The sequence below is a fragment of the Schaalia sp. JY-X169 genome (assembly GCF_014069575.1).
Taxonomy (GTDB): domain Bacteria; phylum Actinomycetota; class Actinomycetes; order Actinomycetales; family Actinomycetaceae; genus Scrofimicrobium.
In genome coordinates, this window is the sequence record NZ_CP059675.1 from 880,991 (window position 1) to 897,129 (window position 16,139).

General features: G+C 61.2%; 16 protein-coding genes. 10 read left to right on the forward strand and 6 right to left on the reverse strand.

Annotation, left to right across the window (positions count from 1 at the left end; all coding sequences use genetic code 11):
- Position 1: 1 nt before the first annotated feature.
- The 8 genes from H2O65_RS03845 (at position 2) to H2O65_RS03880 (ending at position 8,789) form a co-directional block, all read left to right on the forward strand.
- A complete protein-coding gene (locus tag H2O65_RS03845; protein WP_182142338.1) occupies positions 2-1,165 on the forward strand; it encodes an exo-beta-N-acetylmuramidase NamZ domain-containing protein in 1,164 nt (387 codons plus the stop codon).
- A gap of 166 nt (positions 1,166-1,331) precedes the next feature.
- Entirely contained in the window at positions 1,332-3,032 is a 1,701-nt protein-coding gene (locus H2O65_RS03850; protein WP_182142339.1) for an ABC transporter substrate-binding protein, read from the forward strand.
- Positions 3,033-3,129: 97 nt separating this feature from the next.
- Positions 3,130-4,125, forward strand: coding sequence for an ABC transporter permease (locus H2O65_RS03855; protein ID WP_182142340.1), 996 nt, complete (start codon positions 3,130-3,132; stop codon positions 4,123-4,125).
- The gene (locus tag H2O65_RS03860; protein WP_220458785.1) at positions 4,118-5,194 is read left to right on the forward strand and encodes an ABC transporter permease; all 1,077 of its coding nucleotides are present in this window, start codon (positions 4,118-4,120) and stop codon (positions 5,192-5,194) included. The genes H2O65_RS03855 and H2O65_RS03860 overlap by 8 nt, the downstream gene beginning before the upstream one ends.
- Positions 5,191-6,123, forward strand: a complete 933-nt coding sequence (locus tag H2O65_RS03865) for an ABC transporter ATP-binding protein (RefSeq protein ID WP_220458786.1) — start codon at positions 5,191-5,193, stop codon at positions 6,121-6,123. Before H2O65_RS03860 ends, H2O65_RS03865 begins: the two co-directional genes overlap by 4 nt.
- Positions 6,120-6,992 (forward strand): ABC transporter ATP-binding protein, encoded by an 873-nt coding sequence (locus tag H2O65_RS03870; protein ID WP_182142341.1) that lies wholly within the window; start codon positions 6,120-6,122, stop codon positions 6,990-6,992. Before H2O65_RS03865 ends, H2O65_RS03870 begins: the two co-directional genes overlap by 4 nt.
- Positions 6,989-7,873 carry a MurR/RpiR family transcriptional regulator gene (locus H2O65_RS03875; RefSeq protein ID WP_182142342.1) on the forward strand — a complete coding sequence of 295 codons (885 nt, stop codon included), beginning with the start codon at positions 6,989-6,991 and terminating at the stop codon, positions 7,871-7,873. The genes H2O65_RS03870 and H2O65_RS03875 overlap by 4 nt, the downstream gene beginning before the upstream one ends.
- Positions 7,863-8,789 (forward strand): N-acetylglucosamine kinase, encoded by a 927-nt coding sequence (locus tag H2O65_RS03880; RefSeq protein WP_182142343.1) that lies wholly within the window; start codon positions 7,863-7,865, stop codon positions 8,787-8,789. Before H2O65_RS03875 ends, H2O65_RS03880 begins: the two co-directional genes overlap by 11 nt.
- An 89-nt stretch (positions 8,790-8,878) precedes the next feature.
- Here the strand turns inward: H2O65_RS03880 and H2O65_RS03885 are convergent, their stop codons facing one another.
- Positions 8,879-9,142 carry a GlsB/YeaQ/YmgE family stress response membrane protein gene (locus tag H2O65_RS03885; protein WP_182142344.1) on the reverse strand — a complete coding sequence of 88 codons (264 nt, stop codon included), beginning with the start codon at positions 9,140-9,142 and terminating at the stop codon, positions 8,879-8,881.
- 44 nt (positions 9,143-9,186) lie between these two features.
- Complete coding sequence (locus tag H2O65_RS03890; protein ID WP_182142345.1) at positions 9,187-9,396, reverse strand: CsbD family protein; 210 nt, start codon at positions 9,394-9,396, stop codon at positions 9,187-9,189.
- Positions 9,397-9,636: 240 nt separating this feature from the next.
- Between H2O65_RS03890 and eda the strand changes: the two genes are divergently transcribed.
- The gene (gene eda / locus H2O65_RS03895; RefSeq protein WP_182142346.1) at positions 9,637-10,278 is read left to right on the forward strand and encodes a bifunctional 4-hydroxy-2-oxoglutarate aldolase/2-dehydro-3-deoxy-phosphogluconate aldolase; all 642 of its coding nucleotides are present in this window, start codon (positions 9,637-9,639) and stop codon (positions 10,276-10,278) included.
- A gap of 349 nt (positions 10,279-10,627) precedes the next feature.
- On the opposite strand, the gene H2O65_RS03900 is transcribed toward eda, so the two are convergent.
- Together H2O65_RS03900 and H2O65_RS03905 are read right to left on the reverse strand one after the other, a co-directional pair.
- Positions 10,628-11,761 (reverse strand): hypothetical protein, encoded by a 1,134-nt coding sequence (locus H2O65_RS03900; protein ID WP_182142347.1) that lies wholly within the window; start codon positions 11,759-11,761, stop codon positions 10,628-10,630.
- A gap of 233 nt (positions 11,762-11,994) precedes the next feature.
- The gene (locus tag H2O65_RS03905) at positions 11,995-13,431 is read right to left on the reverse strand and encodes a trehalose-6-phosphate synthase (protein WP_182142348.1); all 1,437 of its coding nucleotides are present in this window, start codon (positions 13,429-13,431) and stop codon (positions 11,995-11,997) included.
- A gap of 112 nt (positions 13,432-13,543) precedes the next feature.
- Here H2O65_RS03905 and otsB point away from each other — a divergent pair, with 112 nt between their 5' ends.
- Positions 13,544-14,386 carry a trehalose-phosphatase gene (gene otsB / locus H2O65_RS03910; protein ID WP_182142349.1) on the forward strand — a complete coding sequence of 281 codons (843 nt, stop codon included), beginning with the start codon at positions 13,544-13,546 and terminating at the stop codon, positions 14,384-14,386.
- Between the two features lie 141 nt (positions 14,387-14,527).
- Here otsB and H2O65_RS03915 read toward each other — a convergent pair whose 3' ends face one another.
- Both H2O65_RS03915 and H2O65_RS03920 read right to left on the reverse strand, forming a co-directional pair.
- On the reverse strand, positions 14,528-15,361 hold the full coding sequence (locus tag H2O65_RS03915) for a Sir2 family NAD-dependent protein deacetylase (protein WP_220458787.1): 834 nt from the start codon (positions 15,359-15,361) through the stop codon (positions 14,528-14,530).
- Positions 15,362-15,483: 122 nt separating this feature from the next.
- The gene (locus H2O65_RS03920; RefSeq protein WP_182142350.1) at positions 15,484-16,122 is read right to left on the reverse strand and encodes a TetR/AcrR family transcriptional regulator; all 639 of its coding nucleotides are present in this window, start codon (positions 16,120-16,122) and stop codon (positions 15,484-15,486) included.
- Positions 16,123-16,139 lie beyond the last annotated feature (17 nt).

A 16,139-nucleotide genomic window follows, 5' to 3' on the forward strand; every position in this document is an offset into this window, starting at 1 on the left:
CATGCCCGTGAAGATCGGAGCGGAACGCCTGCTCGAAAACCCCGGTCTGGTCCCCGGGCAGCGCTGGGGGCTGATTACCAACTACACCGCTATCCTCGCGAACTTGGAACTCAGTGCGGTTGCTCTTCATCGCGAGCATGGGAAGGTCGCGGCTATCCTTGGGCCCGAGCATGGCCTGCGGGGAACAGCCCAGGCGGGCCTGGCGGAATCCGCCGACCGTGATCCCCAGACCGGATTGCCCGTCCTCGACACTTACGGGCTCACTGACGACAAGCTGGATGAAGCGATCGAGGCACTCAACCTGGATGCCCTGGTTGCAGACATCCAAGACGTGGGAACGCGGTTCTACACCTATGCCTGGACCGTGGTTGACTGCATGCGCAGCGCAGCCCGGCTGGGGATTCCCTTCTACGTGCTTGATCGTCCCAACCCGCTCTCGGGAGCAGTCGTGGAAGGGCCGGGGCTTGCTCCGGGTTTTGAGAGTTTCGTCGGCCGCAGCAGTATCCCTATCCGCCACGGTCTGACAATCGGAGAGTTGGCGCGCGAGTGTTCTGCGCGCGACAGCGCCGATGGCCTGGCCTCCGCCCCCGTCGAAGTCATCGCCATGGAGGGGTGGTCAAGGGAAATGTACATGGAGGACACCGGGCTCCCCTGGGTGATGCCGTCCCCGAACCTACCCACGGTTGACACCGCTCTGGTCTACCCGGGCACCGCACTGTTCGAAGGCACCACCATGTCCGAAGGTAGGGGAACTACGCGACCCTTCGAATTGGTGGGCGCCCCTTGGCTCCGCGAGTCATTCGCGACAGCTTTGAACTCGCGTTCACTGCCGGGAGCTGCTTTCCGTCCCGCTTGGTTTGTGCCGACTTTTCAGAAGCACGAGGGCGAACCGGTGTGCGGTAGCCAGCTCTATGTCACGGACCGCGAGGCATTCCGCCCGGTTCTCACGGGAGTCACCATGCTCGAAATCGCTCACGAAATATCGGGCGAGCAATTTGTCTGGAGGCGTCCGGAGTGGGAGAGTGAGCAGGTCAGAAGGCCATTTGCCGATCTACTCTGGGGCAGCCCGGTCCTGCGCGATGGGATTGATGGAGGCTGTGGCGCCCTCGAAATCATTTCGCGATCACCCGCGCCACGGCCGTATCTTGCGCCTCAGATCTACTAGAGCCGGTTGGCAGCAGCTCTGCCGCGACCTCGACTTCCAGGGTGATCTGTTGCACAAACGTAACAAAATGACCTAACAGGTTGAATGTCGGAAACAAATCTACATACAATGCATTTATTCCCACCGTTCAATGGTCGTTCGGATGGGGTCTGCGAAAGGAACAAGGATGTCCCCGAATAGGAAATGGAAGCGCGCAGCACTCGCTGCTGGTTTAGCTGCTTCCCTCGGTCTGCTGGCCGCGTGTGGCGGCGGTGGGTCAGGCACAGATGGGTCCGCAGGTCAGTCCGGAGAAGGCGCTGCCGACGGACCCACCCTGATTGCATTTGCTGGCACACAAACACCAGTTGTTGCCAACTTCAACCCCTACTCGCCGACTGCGCTCCACGCGGCGCTCGGCGGAGTTTATGAGCCGCTGTTCTTCTACAACAAGGCTGAAGCCCGCGAGCCAATCGCTCTGCTCGGTGAATCAACCGAGTGGAGTGAAGATGGCACAGAACTAACCATCAAGATCCGCGACGGCGTCAAGTGGAATGATGGCGAGCCGCTCACCTCAGACGACATCAAGTACTCCTTCACCAACGAGGGCGTACAGATGGATTACGTCGAGGACGTGGAGGTCATCGACGACACTTCAGTAAAGTTGCACTTCAACCAGCCGTCATTCACCAATGAGTACTCGATTCTCGGCGCCACCTACATCGTTCCCGAACACGTCTTCAGCGGCGTATCGGATCTGGTGACTTTCGATAACGCCACCACCCCCGTTGGAACCGGACCCTTCATGGTCGAAAACGTCACCGACGCTGCTTACACCATGGTTGCTAACCCCGACTACTGGGATGCTGAGCGCCCCGGAATCAACAGGGTTCAGTACCTTGGTATCGACGGCAACTCCTCGGCCGAGTCCCTCTTCAAGGCAGGTGAGCTGGACTACTCAACGTTCTTTGTTCCCCAGCCGGACGCCCTCGTGAAGCCTCACGACCTGGGCTACCTCAATGTCGCCTCACCGAACCCCACGGTAGTGATGATCTGCAGCAATGCGGAACTCGGTTGCACGGGAGCGCAGACACACAAGGAAGTTCGCCAGGCACTGAACCTGTCGATTAACCGCGGCGAAATCAACGAGAAGGCATACTACAACCTGGCGCAGCCGGCCTCGCCAACCTTCGTCAAGCCCGACCGTGACGAAGCCTGGGTTGCAGAAGGCATGCCTCTGACTAACCCGGACGATGCCGATCCGGCAGCGGCCAAGGAAGTTATGGAAGCCGCCGGCTGGACGCTCGGCTCAGACGGAATCTATGAGAAGGACGGCGAACGCGCCTCCATCAAACTGGAGTCGGTTGAGGGCTGGTCCGACCAGAACGCCGCCGCGGAACTCATGGTTTCCCAGGCCAAGGCCGCCGGCATTGAACTGCAGAACGGTACCATCACCAACGACCAGTACTCCGACCGTCGTATGACCGGTGACTACCAACTGTTCACGGGTGCGCTCTTCGGAACCCCGATTTCAGATCCGTTCACCATCTACCGCAACTCCTTCACCACCGACTTCACACAGCCGGTTGGAACGTCGCTTGAGCCGAACCAGACCAACTACTCGCGCTACTCCAACCCGGCAGTGGACGAGGCCGTTGCGGCAGCGGCGACAACCAACGACACGGAGCAGTTGAAGGCCGCCTACGCCATTGTTCAAGAGAACATTGTCGAGGACGTCCCCTACATCTCCCTGTTCCACGGTGGATCACAGACCTTCTTCAACCAGACTGACTTCACCGGCTGGCCAACCGAAGATGACCTGTACGCATTCCCTGCTTCCTGGGATGGTGTCTCAGCCGCCTACATCCTCTCGAAGCTTTCCTACAAGTAAACAACCGCTGCTCGCAGCATAGAAAAGGTCCGGTCACTCCCACTCCTCGCGAGGGGAGTGGCCGGACTACCTAAGACACGCAAAGGAGCGGTGGCGCGTGCGATATTACGTGCGACGAATTGCGTTCTACGTGCTCACACTTTGGGCCGCAGTATCGCTGAACTTCATGTTGCCACGGTTGATGCCGGGCGACCCCAGAACCATTTTCATCGAGAAAATCATGCGACGCGGCGGTGAGATCACCCCCGCGATGGAAAACTCGATCAACCTCATCTTCGGTGCCGATGACTCACCGATGTGGAACCAGTACATCAACTACTGGGGCAACCTCTTCAAGGGTGACCTCGGTGTGTCGAGCTCAATGTTCCCCGCCCAGGTCTCCACACTGATTGGCAATGCGCTGCCGTGGACACTGATGCTGGTGGGTATTGCCACCATCATTTCCTTCATCCTCGGTGTCGCAATCGGTGCCTTCGCCGGATGGAAGCGCGGAACCGCCGCTGACGCCCTCATCCCCGGAATGACGCTCCTTCAGTCGGTGCCCTACTTCTGGCTGGCGCTGATCTTCGTCTCCCTCTTCTCCGTCTCACTCGGTTGGTTCCCCATCATCGGCGGCTACTCCATGAGGGCCTTCCCAGCAGGACCCGAACTCAGCTGGCCCTTCATTTCCAGCGTCATTTACCACGGGCTCCTCCCTGCCCTGACGATCATCATCGCCTCAGTGGGTGGATGGGTGCTCGGCATGCGCAACATGATGGTGTCGACACTGTCGGAAGACTACGTGGTCACCGCCGAGGCTAAGGGCCTGCGAAACAGTCGCATCTTCACCTGGTATGCGGGACGCAACGCTGCGTTGCCATCACTTGCAGCCTTCGGAATCAACCTCGGCTTCGTCGTGGCAGGTTCGATCGTTATGGAGCAGGTGTTCTCATACCCCGGGGTCGGCAAACTGCTCATGACCGCCGTTCAAGACAAGGACTTTGCACTTATGCAAGGTGTCTTCCTGATAATTACCATCACCGTTCTCCTTGCCAACTTCATTATGGACATGGTTTACGGGTTCATTGATCCGAGGGCGCGTAGCAATGTCTAGTGAACAAGTAGATAACGTACTGGCTGGAGTTCCACTCCAGGTCGACACCACAGACTCAGCGGCACTATCACAGGCAACCACGCCACTTTCAGAGGGCGAAGAGATCCTTGAGAAGCAGCTGTCCTCCCGCAGGAAGGGCCGCCTTCGTCGGTCGCTTCCACGCATGGATATCAAGCTCGGCCTCGGCCTTTTCTTGACACTCGGGATCGTGTTCTTCGCAATCCTGGGCCCATTCCTGACGCAGAATCCGCGCGAGTACGGCAACGCCCCCATGCAGGCGCCCTCCGGCGCACACCTCCTGGGGACCAACAACCTGGGGGCGGACGTCCTCGCCCAGTTGGCCGAGGGCGCAGCCGGGTCCCTACTGGTTGGGGCAACAGCAGGCTTTATTGCCGTGGTGTTCTCACTGTTCTTCGGTATCGTTGCAGGCTACCGGGGAGGGTTTGTCGACGAGGCGCTTTCCCTGGTCACCAACATCATGCTGGTCATTCCCGGCCTGCCGCTGGTCATCGTGGTCGCAGCGTACATGGAAACCCGTTCGATGTGGATGATCGCCCTCGTCCTCGGCGTCACCTCCTGGGCGGGATCCGCGGTCGTGCTGCGCCTGCAAGCCAAGTCATTGCGCAACCGTGACTACGTCTCCGCATCGCGAACCGCAGGTGAGAAGGGATACCGGATCATCCTGGTTGAAATCCTTCCCAACCTGTTGCCACTGCTGGCCTCGATGTTCCTCTCCGCAGTTGTCCTCGCAGTTTTGTCCGAGGCCGGTCTGTCCTACCTTGGGCTTGGCCCATCCGGCGCAATCACCTGGGGAACAATGCTGAATCAGGCCGCCCAACAGAACGCCTTCCACGTTGGTGCGTGGTGGTGGTTTGTTCCCCCGGGGCTTCTAATCGCCCTGCTGGGTTGCGGCCTATCGCTGATCAACTTCTCGATTGACGAAACTATCAACCCGAAGCTGCGTGCCGCACCCGACGCAGTTCGGTCAGTCCGCAAAGCTGAACGTGAACTGCGCCGCAAGGACGCACAACGCAAGACACTGGCTTCTGCAGGGAAGGCATCAAAGTGACTGAAACTCTCTATACGGGGCCGCTAACAACCCCGGAACACGACGAGTACATGGCTCAGCAAATCCCGGTCCTCACCGCGGAAAACATGTCGATCACGTACGAGGTAGCAGAGCCTGTTCGCGCCGTCCGAGACGTCTCACTGGTCCTGAACCGTGGGGAGATCCTCGGCCTCGCCGGCGAATCCGGCTGCGGGAAAACCACCCTGGCATACGGGATTAACAGGCTCCTCAAACCACCCGCCATGCTCACAGGTGGGACCGTGACCATGCATGACAAGAGCGGCACAGACATCGACGTCACCGGCCTCTACGGTGATGGCCTGCGCAAGTTTCGGTGGGAGAAAATCTCCATGGTGTTCCAGGGCGCCATGAATGCCCTCAACCCGGTGATTTCGGTTCGCGCCCAGCTCTTTGACGTCTTCAAGACACACCGTCCAGGCATGACGAAGGCCGAGAAGACCGAGGCATCACGTCACCTCTTGGAACTTGTTGGGGTCGACCCAAACAGGCTCAACGCCTTCGCTCACGAACTATCAGGTGGGATGCGTCAACGTGTCATGATCGCCATGGCGCTGGCGCTGAACCCGCAAATCATGATCATGGATGAACCCACCACCGCCCTCGACGTCGTGGTGCAGCGGGGGATTCTACGGGAGATCATGCGGCTGCGCGAAGAACTCAACTTCGCCGTCATCTTCATCACCCACGACCTGCCGCTCCTCCTTGAGATTTCCGACCGAATCGCCATCATGCGTGACGGGCAGATCGTCGAACTCAACACCTCGAAGAACATTTACGAGAACCCACAGCACGATTACACGAAGAAGCTGCTGTCTTCATTCCCCAGCTTGCTTGGGGACGAGGGCGACTTCGTTCGCACCGGCACGGGCCGAGCAGGTTCCACTGCAAACCAGGGGGTAGGAAAGTGAGTCTTGTCGTTGACCACGTCACCAAGGAGTTCCGGATTCGCAAGGGCTTCAAATCCTCAATCCTGCGAGCAGTTGACGATGTTTCTTTCACACTAGAGCCCGGCAAAACCATCGCCCTCGTCGGTGAATCAGGCTCAGGAAAGTCGACAATTGCCAAACTCATCATGCGGCTGGAGCAGCCCACCAGGGGCCACATCACCGTTGACGGGCTACGGTCCACCGTTCGGGGAATCAAAGGGCAGGAGTACCTCCACCTGGTGCAAATGGTCTACCAGGACCCCTTCGCATCGCTCAACCCGTTCCACACCATCGGGCACCACATCGAGCGGCCGCTGCGGATTCACGGAAAAGCCAAGAGCCGCGAGGAAGTGGATGAACAGGTTCTGGAACTGCTTTCTCGCGTCAACCTGGAGCCCGCGCAGTCCTATGCCGACCGCAACCCCCACGAACTATCCGGGGGGCAGCGGCAAAGGGTTGCGATCGCTCGGGCACTCGCACCGGGGGCAAAGTATCTGGTAGCAGACGAGCCGGTCTCCATGCTGGACGTGTCGATTCGCCTCTCCGTACTCAATCTCCTAGCGCGACTCCAACGCGAAGATAACCTGGGTGTCCTCTACATCACCCACGACCTCGCGACCGCGCGCCACTTCTCCGACGAAATCATGGTGCTCTACAAGGGGCAGGTCGTCGAGCGCGGACCGTCCGATGAAGTTATCCTGAACCCGCAACATAAGTACACCAAACTGCTCCTCAGCGCGGCCCCTATCCCTGCCAACCACGGTAAGCTACGTGACTCGGTGCGTGCAGAAATGGCTGAGGGCGGCAGTTTTGACCAGTTCGGTAAGAACGTGCTCGCGGAGGAAGAATGATCTCGGACCCCGAAGTGCCACTCAGCGTAAGAATCCGCGGTGCACTGCCCGACCTCCAACCCGCTATGCGCAGGGTTGGGGAGATCATCGTCGCAGATCCCGCGCGCGTCTCAGGCATGGCGATCTCTGTGCTTGCCAGCGAGGCCGCAACTTCTGAAACCACCGTGATCCGATTCTGCCGGACGCTGGGTATCTCCGGATACTCAGCGTTGCGCCTGGCACTCGCAACGGAGATGGGGGCGCGGGACCGGCAGGGGCCAGATGTTGAGAACGGAGACATCTTCCCCGACGACGACATCGACTCCGTGGTGAAGAAGATCGCCTACGCTGACACCTGTTCCGTTGCGGACACAACGAATGCGCTTTCCCTGCGAGACCTGGCGGCAGTCGTCAACGACGTAGTTGCCGCAACCCGGATCGAGATCTACGGAGTCGGCGCATCCGGGCTGGTCGCCGCAGACTTCCAGCAGAAACTACACCGCATCGGGATGACGGCGTTTGCGTTTTTTGACTCCCACCAGTCCGTGTCCTCCGCGGCGCTTGCGGGGCCACAAACCGTTGCTTTTGGGTTCTCACACTCCGGTCGAACCATCGACACCATTGAGCCTCTGCGTATCGCTCAGTCGCGCGGGGCGAAGACGGTGGCTGTGACGAACTCGCCCAGCTCACCGATCGCTCAACTAGCGGACCGCACCCTGTTCACTGCGGCACGTGAGACAACGTTCCGCGCCGGGGCGACAGGTAGTCGGCTTGCGCAGTTGACGGTTGTGGACTGCCTGTTCGTAGCGATCGCGCAGCAAACCTTCGACCGGAGCATCCAGGCACTGGAGGATACGCGCGCCGCCGTAGCTGATCTTGAGGCACGCCAGAGTGGTCGGTGAGGACGCCCTCGTCGTCGGAATCGATGGGGGTGGAACCGCGGTCCGGGTGGTTGTCGCCGACCTCGCTGGGCGGATTGTGGCAGAGGCGCGTGGTGGGGGTATCAACCCGAACTCGGGAGGGGAACCCGGTCCCGTGTTGCGACAGGTGTTGGCGGACGCCCTCGACCAAAGTCCGGCCGGGACCCGGGACGCCATTGTCGGTGGGGTTGCGGGGCTAGCAGGATATCTGACCAGCCCTGACGTGCTGGAGACGGCGGCGCAGAGTGCCTGGACTGAGGCTGGACTTAGTACACAGCTTCGCGTGGTGTCTGACCTAGTGGTTGCCTTCTGGTCGGGGTTCTCCACTGGTGCTGCGCCACGTGGTCGGTCGGGGCGCGTGCTGATTGCGGGGACGGGGGCTGTCGCGGCAGCTATCCACGGCAGCGAAGTTGGCGCGGTGTGTGACGGATACGGCTACCTTCTTGGCGACCGGGGTGCAGGTGTGTGGCTGGGGCAGCAGGCTGTGCGTGCTGGCCTTGATGGCGCTTCTGGGCGGGGGCCGAAGACGATGCTGACCGACTTGGTATTATCTGGGCGATCCAGTGCAGAGGTGATTGCCGACGTATATCGCAAACCGCCACGTGACCTGGGCGGATACGCGCCACTGATTGATCGTGCGGTAGAACTGGGTGACGAGGTCGCCACACTGATCGCCGGTGAGGCTGCGGAGGAGTTGTTTGCCGCCGCGAGTGCGGTGGGGGACACGCCCTCGGACGGAGCGCCGTTAGTGCTTGTTGGCAGCATTGCCGCAGGCGCCAACCCGGTGGGTGTGCGTCTTCGGGAGCTGCTGGATTCTCGCGACGTCAGTTATGTGTTAGGCGGGGACGGGATAGCGGGGGCTGTGGCTCTGGCTACGGCGGAGGCGAGCGGGGGATAGACGCGCGGTTGCCTGCGGTCCCCAAGAGTGAGGCGAAGGGCCCGCCACATCTGGAGCGGACCCTTCGCCTTGTATAGAACCCAGCGTTTTTACGGTCTTCTCGAGGTTACAAGTGCCCCGTAGATCAGCAGCACAATCAGGGAACCACCGATGGCGACAAGCCAGGTCTGGATCGAAAAGAACTCTTCCAATGGTGCATTAAACAGCACCGACCCCAGCCATCCTCCAAGCATTGCGCCCACGACACCTAAGATCAGGGTCGAGAACCAGCCACCATTTTGCCTTCCTGGCAGGATGAGCTTGGCGATTGAACCGGCTATCAGACCGAGTAGCAGAAAAGCTAGAAAACCCATGGTTGTCTCCTTTCAAGATCGAAGTCAATTTGAGGAGAGATGGCCTACTTCTTGTCAAACAGGCCCTTCACGCCCTCGACGACATCTTCTCCGGCATCCTTGATTTTTTCGCCGGCACTCTTGACATCTCCGCGTAGCTGTTTGCCCTTGCCGTGGGCGACCTTCTCATCATCTTCGGTTATTTTGCCTACCAGTTCCTCAGCCTTACCTTCGGCCTTGTCTTTGTTCGCTGAGAACTTGTCTTCTAAGCCCATTGGCTACCACCTTCCTGAGGAGACACCAGTTCTTGATGTCCGTCTTTGGCGCAATAGTGTGACTCACGCCTCTATCATGTCTAACAGCTTGGGATCGTATGTTCAAGGGGTGGCGCTCAGTGGCCTAGTGTGCGGTGCACCTTTGTTCTCGGCTGTATGTACGGGAGATGAACAGGTAGTCTTGAGTCGTTCAAGTTTGCGTTTCCCGCCTCGTACGTTGCAGGTAAGTAAAGGAAGCTAATGTCCGTTTTGGATTTGTTCGCTAACTATCGGATTGTTCCCATTGTTGTCCTACACAAGCCTGAGAATGCGGGGAAGTTGGCTGATGCTCTCGTCGAGGGCGGTCTTCCCGCGGCAGAGATTGCTTTCCGCACCGAAGGTGCTGAGAAGATTGTGCGCACTTTGGCTGACCGGGGGGACATGCTTGTCGGTGCGGGCACAGTTCTCAATGCCGATCAGGTCGATCTAGCAGTTGACGCGGGTGCCCAGTATGTTGCTTCACCAGGTCTGAGCATTCCGGTGCTCGAGAGGTGTGCGGAGCTAGGTATTCCCGCCGTGCCCGGAGCCGCGACTGCGACGGACGTCCTCAACGCCCTCGATCTTGGCTTCAACATTGTCAAGCTTTTTCCGGCGGCTGCAATTGGTGGGGTCTCGGGCGTCAAGTTGTTGGCGGAACCGTTCCCGACCATGCAGTTCATACCTGCTGGCGGCGTTGGGGCCGCTCATATTAAGGACTATCTGGGGTTGCGTTCCGTCCTCAGCGTTGGTGGATCTTGGATGGTTCCGGGGCAGGCACTTGGGCGCGGCGACTTCAAGGAGGTTCGCGACCGCACGGCACACGCGGTTCGCTTGGCGAACTCGGTGCCGAAGCGCGCGAAGTAGGACCGCACTCCGGACGTCCGCGCCTCAGCATCCCGCACCGCCAAGCTCCTACGCACAGCATCGCCCCGGCACCCCCAGCGGTGCGGCCCAGCCGCGCCGGCGCGCGCTGGGGCCCCGCAGCCCAGCCGCGCCCTCACACCCCAGCCGTGCTGCGCCGCTGGCGCGTCGGCGCTCACGCCGCCTGCACATACCGGCTATCCCACGCCATCCCAGCCGTGCTGCGCCGCGCCACCCTGGCCAACGTCGCCGATGTCAACATGGGTCGCCGCTAATTCACCCAGACATCGGCGACCCATGTTGATATCGGCGACGTTGGGTGGTTTTTGTGTTGACTTCGGCGACCTGGGCCTCAGAACCTTCGCTCAGGCGCCAGCAGATAGCTGCTCACCGGCCGCCACATCGGCCCGCCTGGCGCCTGCGCGCGAAGTCCATGCGCTGAGAGATCGGCGGCAAGCAAGTGAGCGAGCCCCTCGGGATCACTCAGGGAGCTGTACGGATATCGCACCAGTTTCCAGCCCGCCCGCAAGAGGGCATGTTGGCGATCCATCCACGATCCGAGTGCGTCCGCACCCATAGAGAGCTTGGTTCTCCCATCCATCTCAAGTCCCAATCCGATTTCCGGGAACCCGATGTCGAGGAAGAACCTACCGCCTGGCGTCGATACTGACATTTGAGGCACTGGGCGCGAAGCACTGCTTTCGTCGCCACGGAGCACCACACTTGTGAGCCAGTACAGTGCAGCCTCGCCAGAGTTCTGGTTGCCGCTATCTATTCCACGGATGATGTCCTGGGCTCGACGTGATTGTCGTTTGGCGATTTTTCGGCTGACCTCTTCGAGCAGTCCAAGTTTAACTCTGTCGGCTTGACGCCTAGATGCCGCTGGATCCCTCGGATCAAATGGCGCGATGGCCCGTAGTGCCATGGAGCATCCAACCCAAGCTTGCAGTGGATGAGCATAACGGGCGAGATCCAGCATTGCTTCTTCAATACTTACGACCGGTACCCCTCGGACCATTTCGGTGTCTGCACGCAGCCGTATTCCCGCCAGGCGCCTCACATTGGAGACTGGCACTTTGTGCCCGTGTACTTCGACCTCGGGCAACTTCTTGAGTATCGTCCGAGACCCTGCGACGGGCGGCCAGTAGTGGACATCGGGAACATTCAGCCAGCTCTCTATCCCACGAATGGCCAAGGCTGCATCCATAGTCAAAGCCGCGATTGGGTGGTCGATATCGCCGATGGACGTTGATCGGGTGTGCACACTTGGTTGGTCGAGCATTACGGCAAGAGATCGCGCAATTGAGATCTCTCGCCGAACCTTCCAGCGTGCGGCTTCTTGCGGGATGGTTGAGACACGAAGGAAGTGACCCCGGCGCAGCAATACCGCGTGCGGATCACGTTCGTTGCTACGAGATGCTGGCGACGCTCGAGTTGATCTGAGGAGTGTCGAGGCAGTGACCGGCTCAATGATGGTTTCTGTCATCTCGACATTCAGCTCTGGTGCCGAGTCGGAATCAACCAGCGATAACCACGCCTGCGGATAACGCCGGAAATGATGTTCTGGGGACAGCGGTTTGCTGTGGGTCCATGTCGCCGATGTCGCCATAGGTCGCCGCTGTTTGGCCGATTTGTCGGCGCCCCTTGTTGACTTCGGCGACGTTGGCGGTGGGCGCTGGTCGGCGCCGACTTGGCGGGCTCGGGCTCGGGCTCGGTTGGTTAGGCCTCGGGCTCGGCTGGCTCCGGCTCCGGCTCCGGCTCGCCCTCCAAATCCCTCAAGAAGTTGTTCGCCCAATCGTCAATCGTGTGGTTCCAAACCTGGCGCTGCATCGCCCTCCACCGCTTGGAACGTTCCGCGTACGGATCTGTCAGGGCCTCCATAATCGTCTCCTTCAAACCGTCGAGGTCGTAAGGATTGACGATGTACGCCCGCTTCAGCTCCCGCGCCGCCCCAGCGAACTCCGACAGCACCAGCGCGCCCGCACGCCCCGGGTGGCACGCAATATACTCCTTGGCCACCAGGTTCATCCCATCGCGCAGCGGCGTCACCAGCATGACCGAAGCGATCCGGTACATCGCAGCCATCGTCGCCCTCGGGAAACCAGCGTGCCTGTAGGAAATTGCCGGCCGTCCCACCCCGCCAACCTGCGAGTTGATCCGCCCCACCAGCAAGTCAATGTCGTCGCGGAGCACGCGATACTGCTCCACGTCCTCGCGCGAAGGCGTCGCGACCTGCAAGAACACTGTCTCGGCGGGATCCAACTGGCCGGAGGCAAACAACTCTCCAACCGCGCGGATCCTCTGGCGCAAACCCTTTGTGTAATCCAGCCGGTCCACGCCGAGCAGGATGTTCTTCGGGTGGCCGAGCTCCTCCAGCAATGCTTCCGACTCCGCCTTCACCTCGGGGCTCTGGGCGAGGTCGTGGAAGCCCTGCACATCAATCGAAATCGGGTACGCCCTCGCCGCGCAAACATGGCTGTCCTTCACGAAAACGCGGTAGCGTTCCACGCGGTTGTCGGTGCGCTTGCGCACCAGACGCAGGAAGTTCTGCGCCCCCGCCGGGGTTTGGAACCCAACCAGATCGGCCCCGAGCAGCCCCTCGATGATCTGCCTGCGCCACGGAATCTGCTCGAACAGCTCGATCGGTGGGAAGGGGATGTGTAGGAAGAAACCAATCTTCAAGTCCGGTCGCAACTCGCGCAGCATGGCAGGAACCAACTGCAGCTGGTAGTCCTGCACCCACACGGTCGCACCGTGCCCGGCGCTCGCCGCCGCGGCCTCGGCAAAACGCTTGTTGACCTGCTTGTATGAGTCCCACCATTCACGGTGGTACTCCGGGAACGCCACGGCGTCATGGTAGAGCGGCCACAGCGTCCCGTTCGAGAATCCCTCGTAGTAGTCCTCGACCTCGGCCTCCGACAACTCAACGGGAACAATCTGGTAGCCGTCGTGGCGGAACGGCTTCACGACCTCATCCGGAGCGCCGATCCACCCGATCCACGCCCCGCCCTTCTCTCTCATGAGAGGTTCGAGGGCGGTCACCAGGCCCCCGGGCGCAGTCTGCCAGGATGTGCCCCCGTCCGCGTCCGTCACTCTGTTCACCGGCAGACGGTTGGCGACGACAACGAAACTTGGGTCCGTCGTGGTTTCTGGCATGGTGCCTCCTTGGTTCATCTTCTCCTTACGGTAGCCGCTAAACGCCCGTCCCGTCACGCACTTCGCGTCGAGGGCGCGGCGCGGGCCCCACAAATCTGGCACAGTGGGGGACATGAGCGAACCATGGATAGACGTCACGCCGGCCGCCGCAGCTTTCCCCGAACGCGTCGCGAGCCACCCGTCCCGCACCCTGGCAGCCTTCGACTTTGACGGCACGCTGGCGCGGATCACCCCACACCCGGAGGACGCGACGATGGTGGAGGAATCGGCCTCCGCCCTCGCGCGGCTCGCTGCCGAGGGCGTGCAAGTCGCCATCATCTCCGGGCGGCCCGTCGAGTCGATTGTTCGACTTTCCCGCGCCGCGGACCGGCCCGGCCTTGCCAGTGCGATCCTCCTGGGGCAGTACGGCGCCGAACGCCTCGACATGGCGACGGGGCGGGCTTCCGTTCCTACGCCGCCTCTCGGAATCGCCTCGGCTAAGGCCGCGTTGTTGCAGGTCGCGGCGGCTTACCCCGGCAGTCACGTCGAGGACAAGGGCCTCGCCGTCGCCCTCCACGTCCGCAACGCTGCCGAACCTGATGCCGCTTTCGCCGAGGTCGAGGACGCCATGCGTGACACTGCTTCGCGCTACGGCCTCACCGTGGAGCCGGGTCGCTACGTGTGGGAACTGCGCGGTGCCACCGTCACCAAGGGGGATGCGTTGTCGGCGCTTGTGGACGAGGTCGATCCCCTGGAAGTGCTGTTCGCCGGGGACGACTTGGGGGACATGGCGGCTTTTGATGCTTTGGGGCAAATCGCGGCGCGGCGTGGGACCTGCGCTGTCGTTTCCGGGTCGCCTGAAGCGCCCGAGGTCGCCGCTCGCGCTGACGTCCTCTGCGACGGGCCGGATGGGGTGGCTGCCTGGCTCACCGCCCTCGCTGACACTGTGGCGGGAGGCGTGCCGCGCTCAGTGTGACTGTATGCGCCCCCTTCTCTCCGCGAGATCGCTCAACTTGGCCACATAACAGCGTTATTGTGCTTGAAACTGGCGGAGTTAAGCGATCTCGCGGAGAAGGGGCGCGGCGGGGTGGGCGGAGGGGGTTTGGCCCTGCCCCCGTCAGGCGCCGAGCCGGGTTGCCAGGGCAGCCAGCCACTGGCTGGTCCCGCCCTCAATGCGAATCTCCACCGAGGGCCGCATGTCAATCGCTGTTGGCCCTTTGTTGATGACGGCGATGGGCATGTCACGCCGCTCCGCCCGGTTGACGAGCCGTACCCCCGTGTTCACCGCCAGTGAGGTGCCAGCAACTACGAGAGCATTTGCCCCGTCAAGGATTTCCTCGGCGTGGGTGAAGACTTCGTAGGGGACGTGCTCGCCAAAGTAGACAACGTTGGGCCGCAGCATCCCGCCGCAAGCCGGACAAACAGGGACGGCCACGCCCTCCACGTCTGTCACGTCGGCGTCGCCGTCGGGGGTGATCTGGGCGTCGGCGTTGCGGTCGGCAAACCCGGGGTTTGCAGTGTCGAACCAGGCGAGAACCTCGGACAGATTCCAGCGGTGGTCGTGCTCAATGCAGCGGATGACCCGCCCGTTCCCGTGCAGTTCGGCGATATCGTGGCTTCCTGCGAGGGCGTGCAGGCCATCCGTGTTCTGTGTGATCACACCTGACAGTTGGCCCGCGGCCTCCATGCGGGCGGTGGCCCGGTGGCCTTCGTTGGGTGCGATGTTTCGGGTTCGTAGTGCGCCTACTCGCGCGCCGCCCCAGAAGCGTTGGCGGTAGTGGTGGTCGGCGAGGAACTGCTGGACACTCATGGGTGCCCGCAGCGGAGCGCCTGTGCCGCGGTAGTCGGGGATTCCCGAGTCGGCGCTGATTCCGGCCCCGGTCAGGAGTGCAACTGGCCCGTCCGTGAACATCTGTGCCAACTCTTCGAGCTCTTCCGTTGCTTGCGTCACCGTGCCTGCATCCCTTCTTTGGTCCTTGGTCTCTGGCCCTTGATCCCTAGTCCTCGTTCCAGCATAGGCCGCACGGCGTGTGGGGCCCGGGACGAGAGGGCGGGCGGTGCCGGAGGGCGAGGTCAGTCCTGCGGGACCCTCAAGAATTTCTCCACCAACACCGTGAACCACTCCAACTGCGGCGTGATCGATATGTCCGCACCCCGCGGCAGCCCCCGCAGCGCCTGGCGAATCACCGCCAGATACCCATTGATCAGCAACCGAATGATCACATCCGGGTCCCCGTCAAACTCAATCCCCAGCCGGTTCAACGCCGGGATCAGGGCTTCCGCCACCTCATCGATGTAGGTCAAATCCGGCTCCGCCAATGCACTTGGGCCGCCAGGGTTGCGCAGTTCATCAAGCTCCAGTTCCGTCATGACAATCTGCCACTCACGCTCTGTCTGCGGATCCACGATCACCGCCTCAAGAAGCTTCCCGAGGACGTCCGCCGTCACCGGTACCGGCACATCCCCCTCACCGAGTTGAGCGACCGCGACTTTGACCAGCTTCAGCCTCCTGCGCATTTCCCTATCCACCACCGCAGCGAACAGCTCTTCTTTGCTTTCAAAGTTTGAGTAGAAGGCCCCGCGCGTGAACCCGGCCTCAGCCACAATCGTCTCGATCGAAGCGCCAGCAAACCCGTCGCTGGCGAGTACGCGGAACGCCGCATCCAGCAAGCGCTGCTGAGTTTGCGTTCGCTTTGGAGAGAGTTCCTGCATGTCGTCGCAACCTCCTG

Bases quoted from the DNA above. Each gene is read 5' to 3' on its own strand.
- H2O65_RS03885 (WP_182142344.1), bottom strand. From the start codon at position 9,142: ATGGGTTTTCTAGCTTTTCTGCTACTCGGTCTGATAGCCGGTTCAATC.
- H2O65_RS03890 (WP_182142345.1), bottom strand. From the start codon at position 9,396: ATGGGCTTAGAAGACAAGTTCTCAGCGAACAAAGACAAGGCCGAAGGT.
- H2O65_RS03900 (WP_182142347.1), bottom strand. From the start codon at position 11,761: ATGACAGAAACCATCATTGAGCCGGTCACTGCCTCGACACTCCTCAGA.
- H2O65_RS03920 (WP_182142350.1), bottom strand. From the start codon at position 16,122: ATGCAGGAACTCTCTCCAAAGCGAACGCAAACTCAGCAGCGCTTGCTG.
- H2O65_RS03875 (WP_182142342.1), top strand. From the start codon at position 6,989: ATGATCTCGGACCCCGAAGTGCCACTCAGCGTAAGAATCCGCGGTGCA.
- H2O65_RS03860 (WP_220458785.1), top strand. From the start codon at position 4,118: ATGTCTAGTGAACAAGTAGATAACGTACTGGCTGGAGTTCCACTCCAG.
- eda (WP_182142346.1), top strand. From the start codon at position 9,637: ATGTCCGTTTTGGATTTGTTCGCTAACTATCGGATTGTTCCCATTGTT.
- otsB (WP_182142349.1), top strand. From the start codon at position 13,544: ATGAGCGAACCATGGATAGACGTCACGCCGGCCGCCGCAGCTTTCCCC.
- H2O65_RS03850 (WP_182142339.1), top strand. From the start codon at position 1,332: ATGTCCCCGAATAGGAAATGGAAGCGCGCAGCACTCGCTGCTGGTTTA.
- H2O65_RS03845 (WP_182142338.1), top strand. From the start codon at position 2: ATGCCCGTGAAGATCGGAGCGGAACGCCTGCTCGAAAACCCCGGTCTG.
- H2O65_RS03905 (WP_182142348.1), bottom strand. From the start codon at position 13,431: ATGCCAGAAACCACGACGGACCCAAGTTTCGTTGTCGTCGCCAACCGT.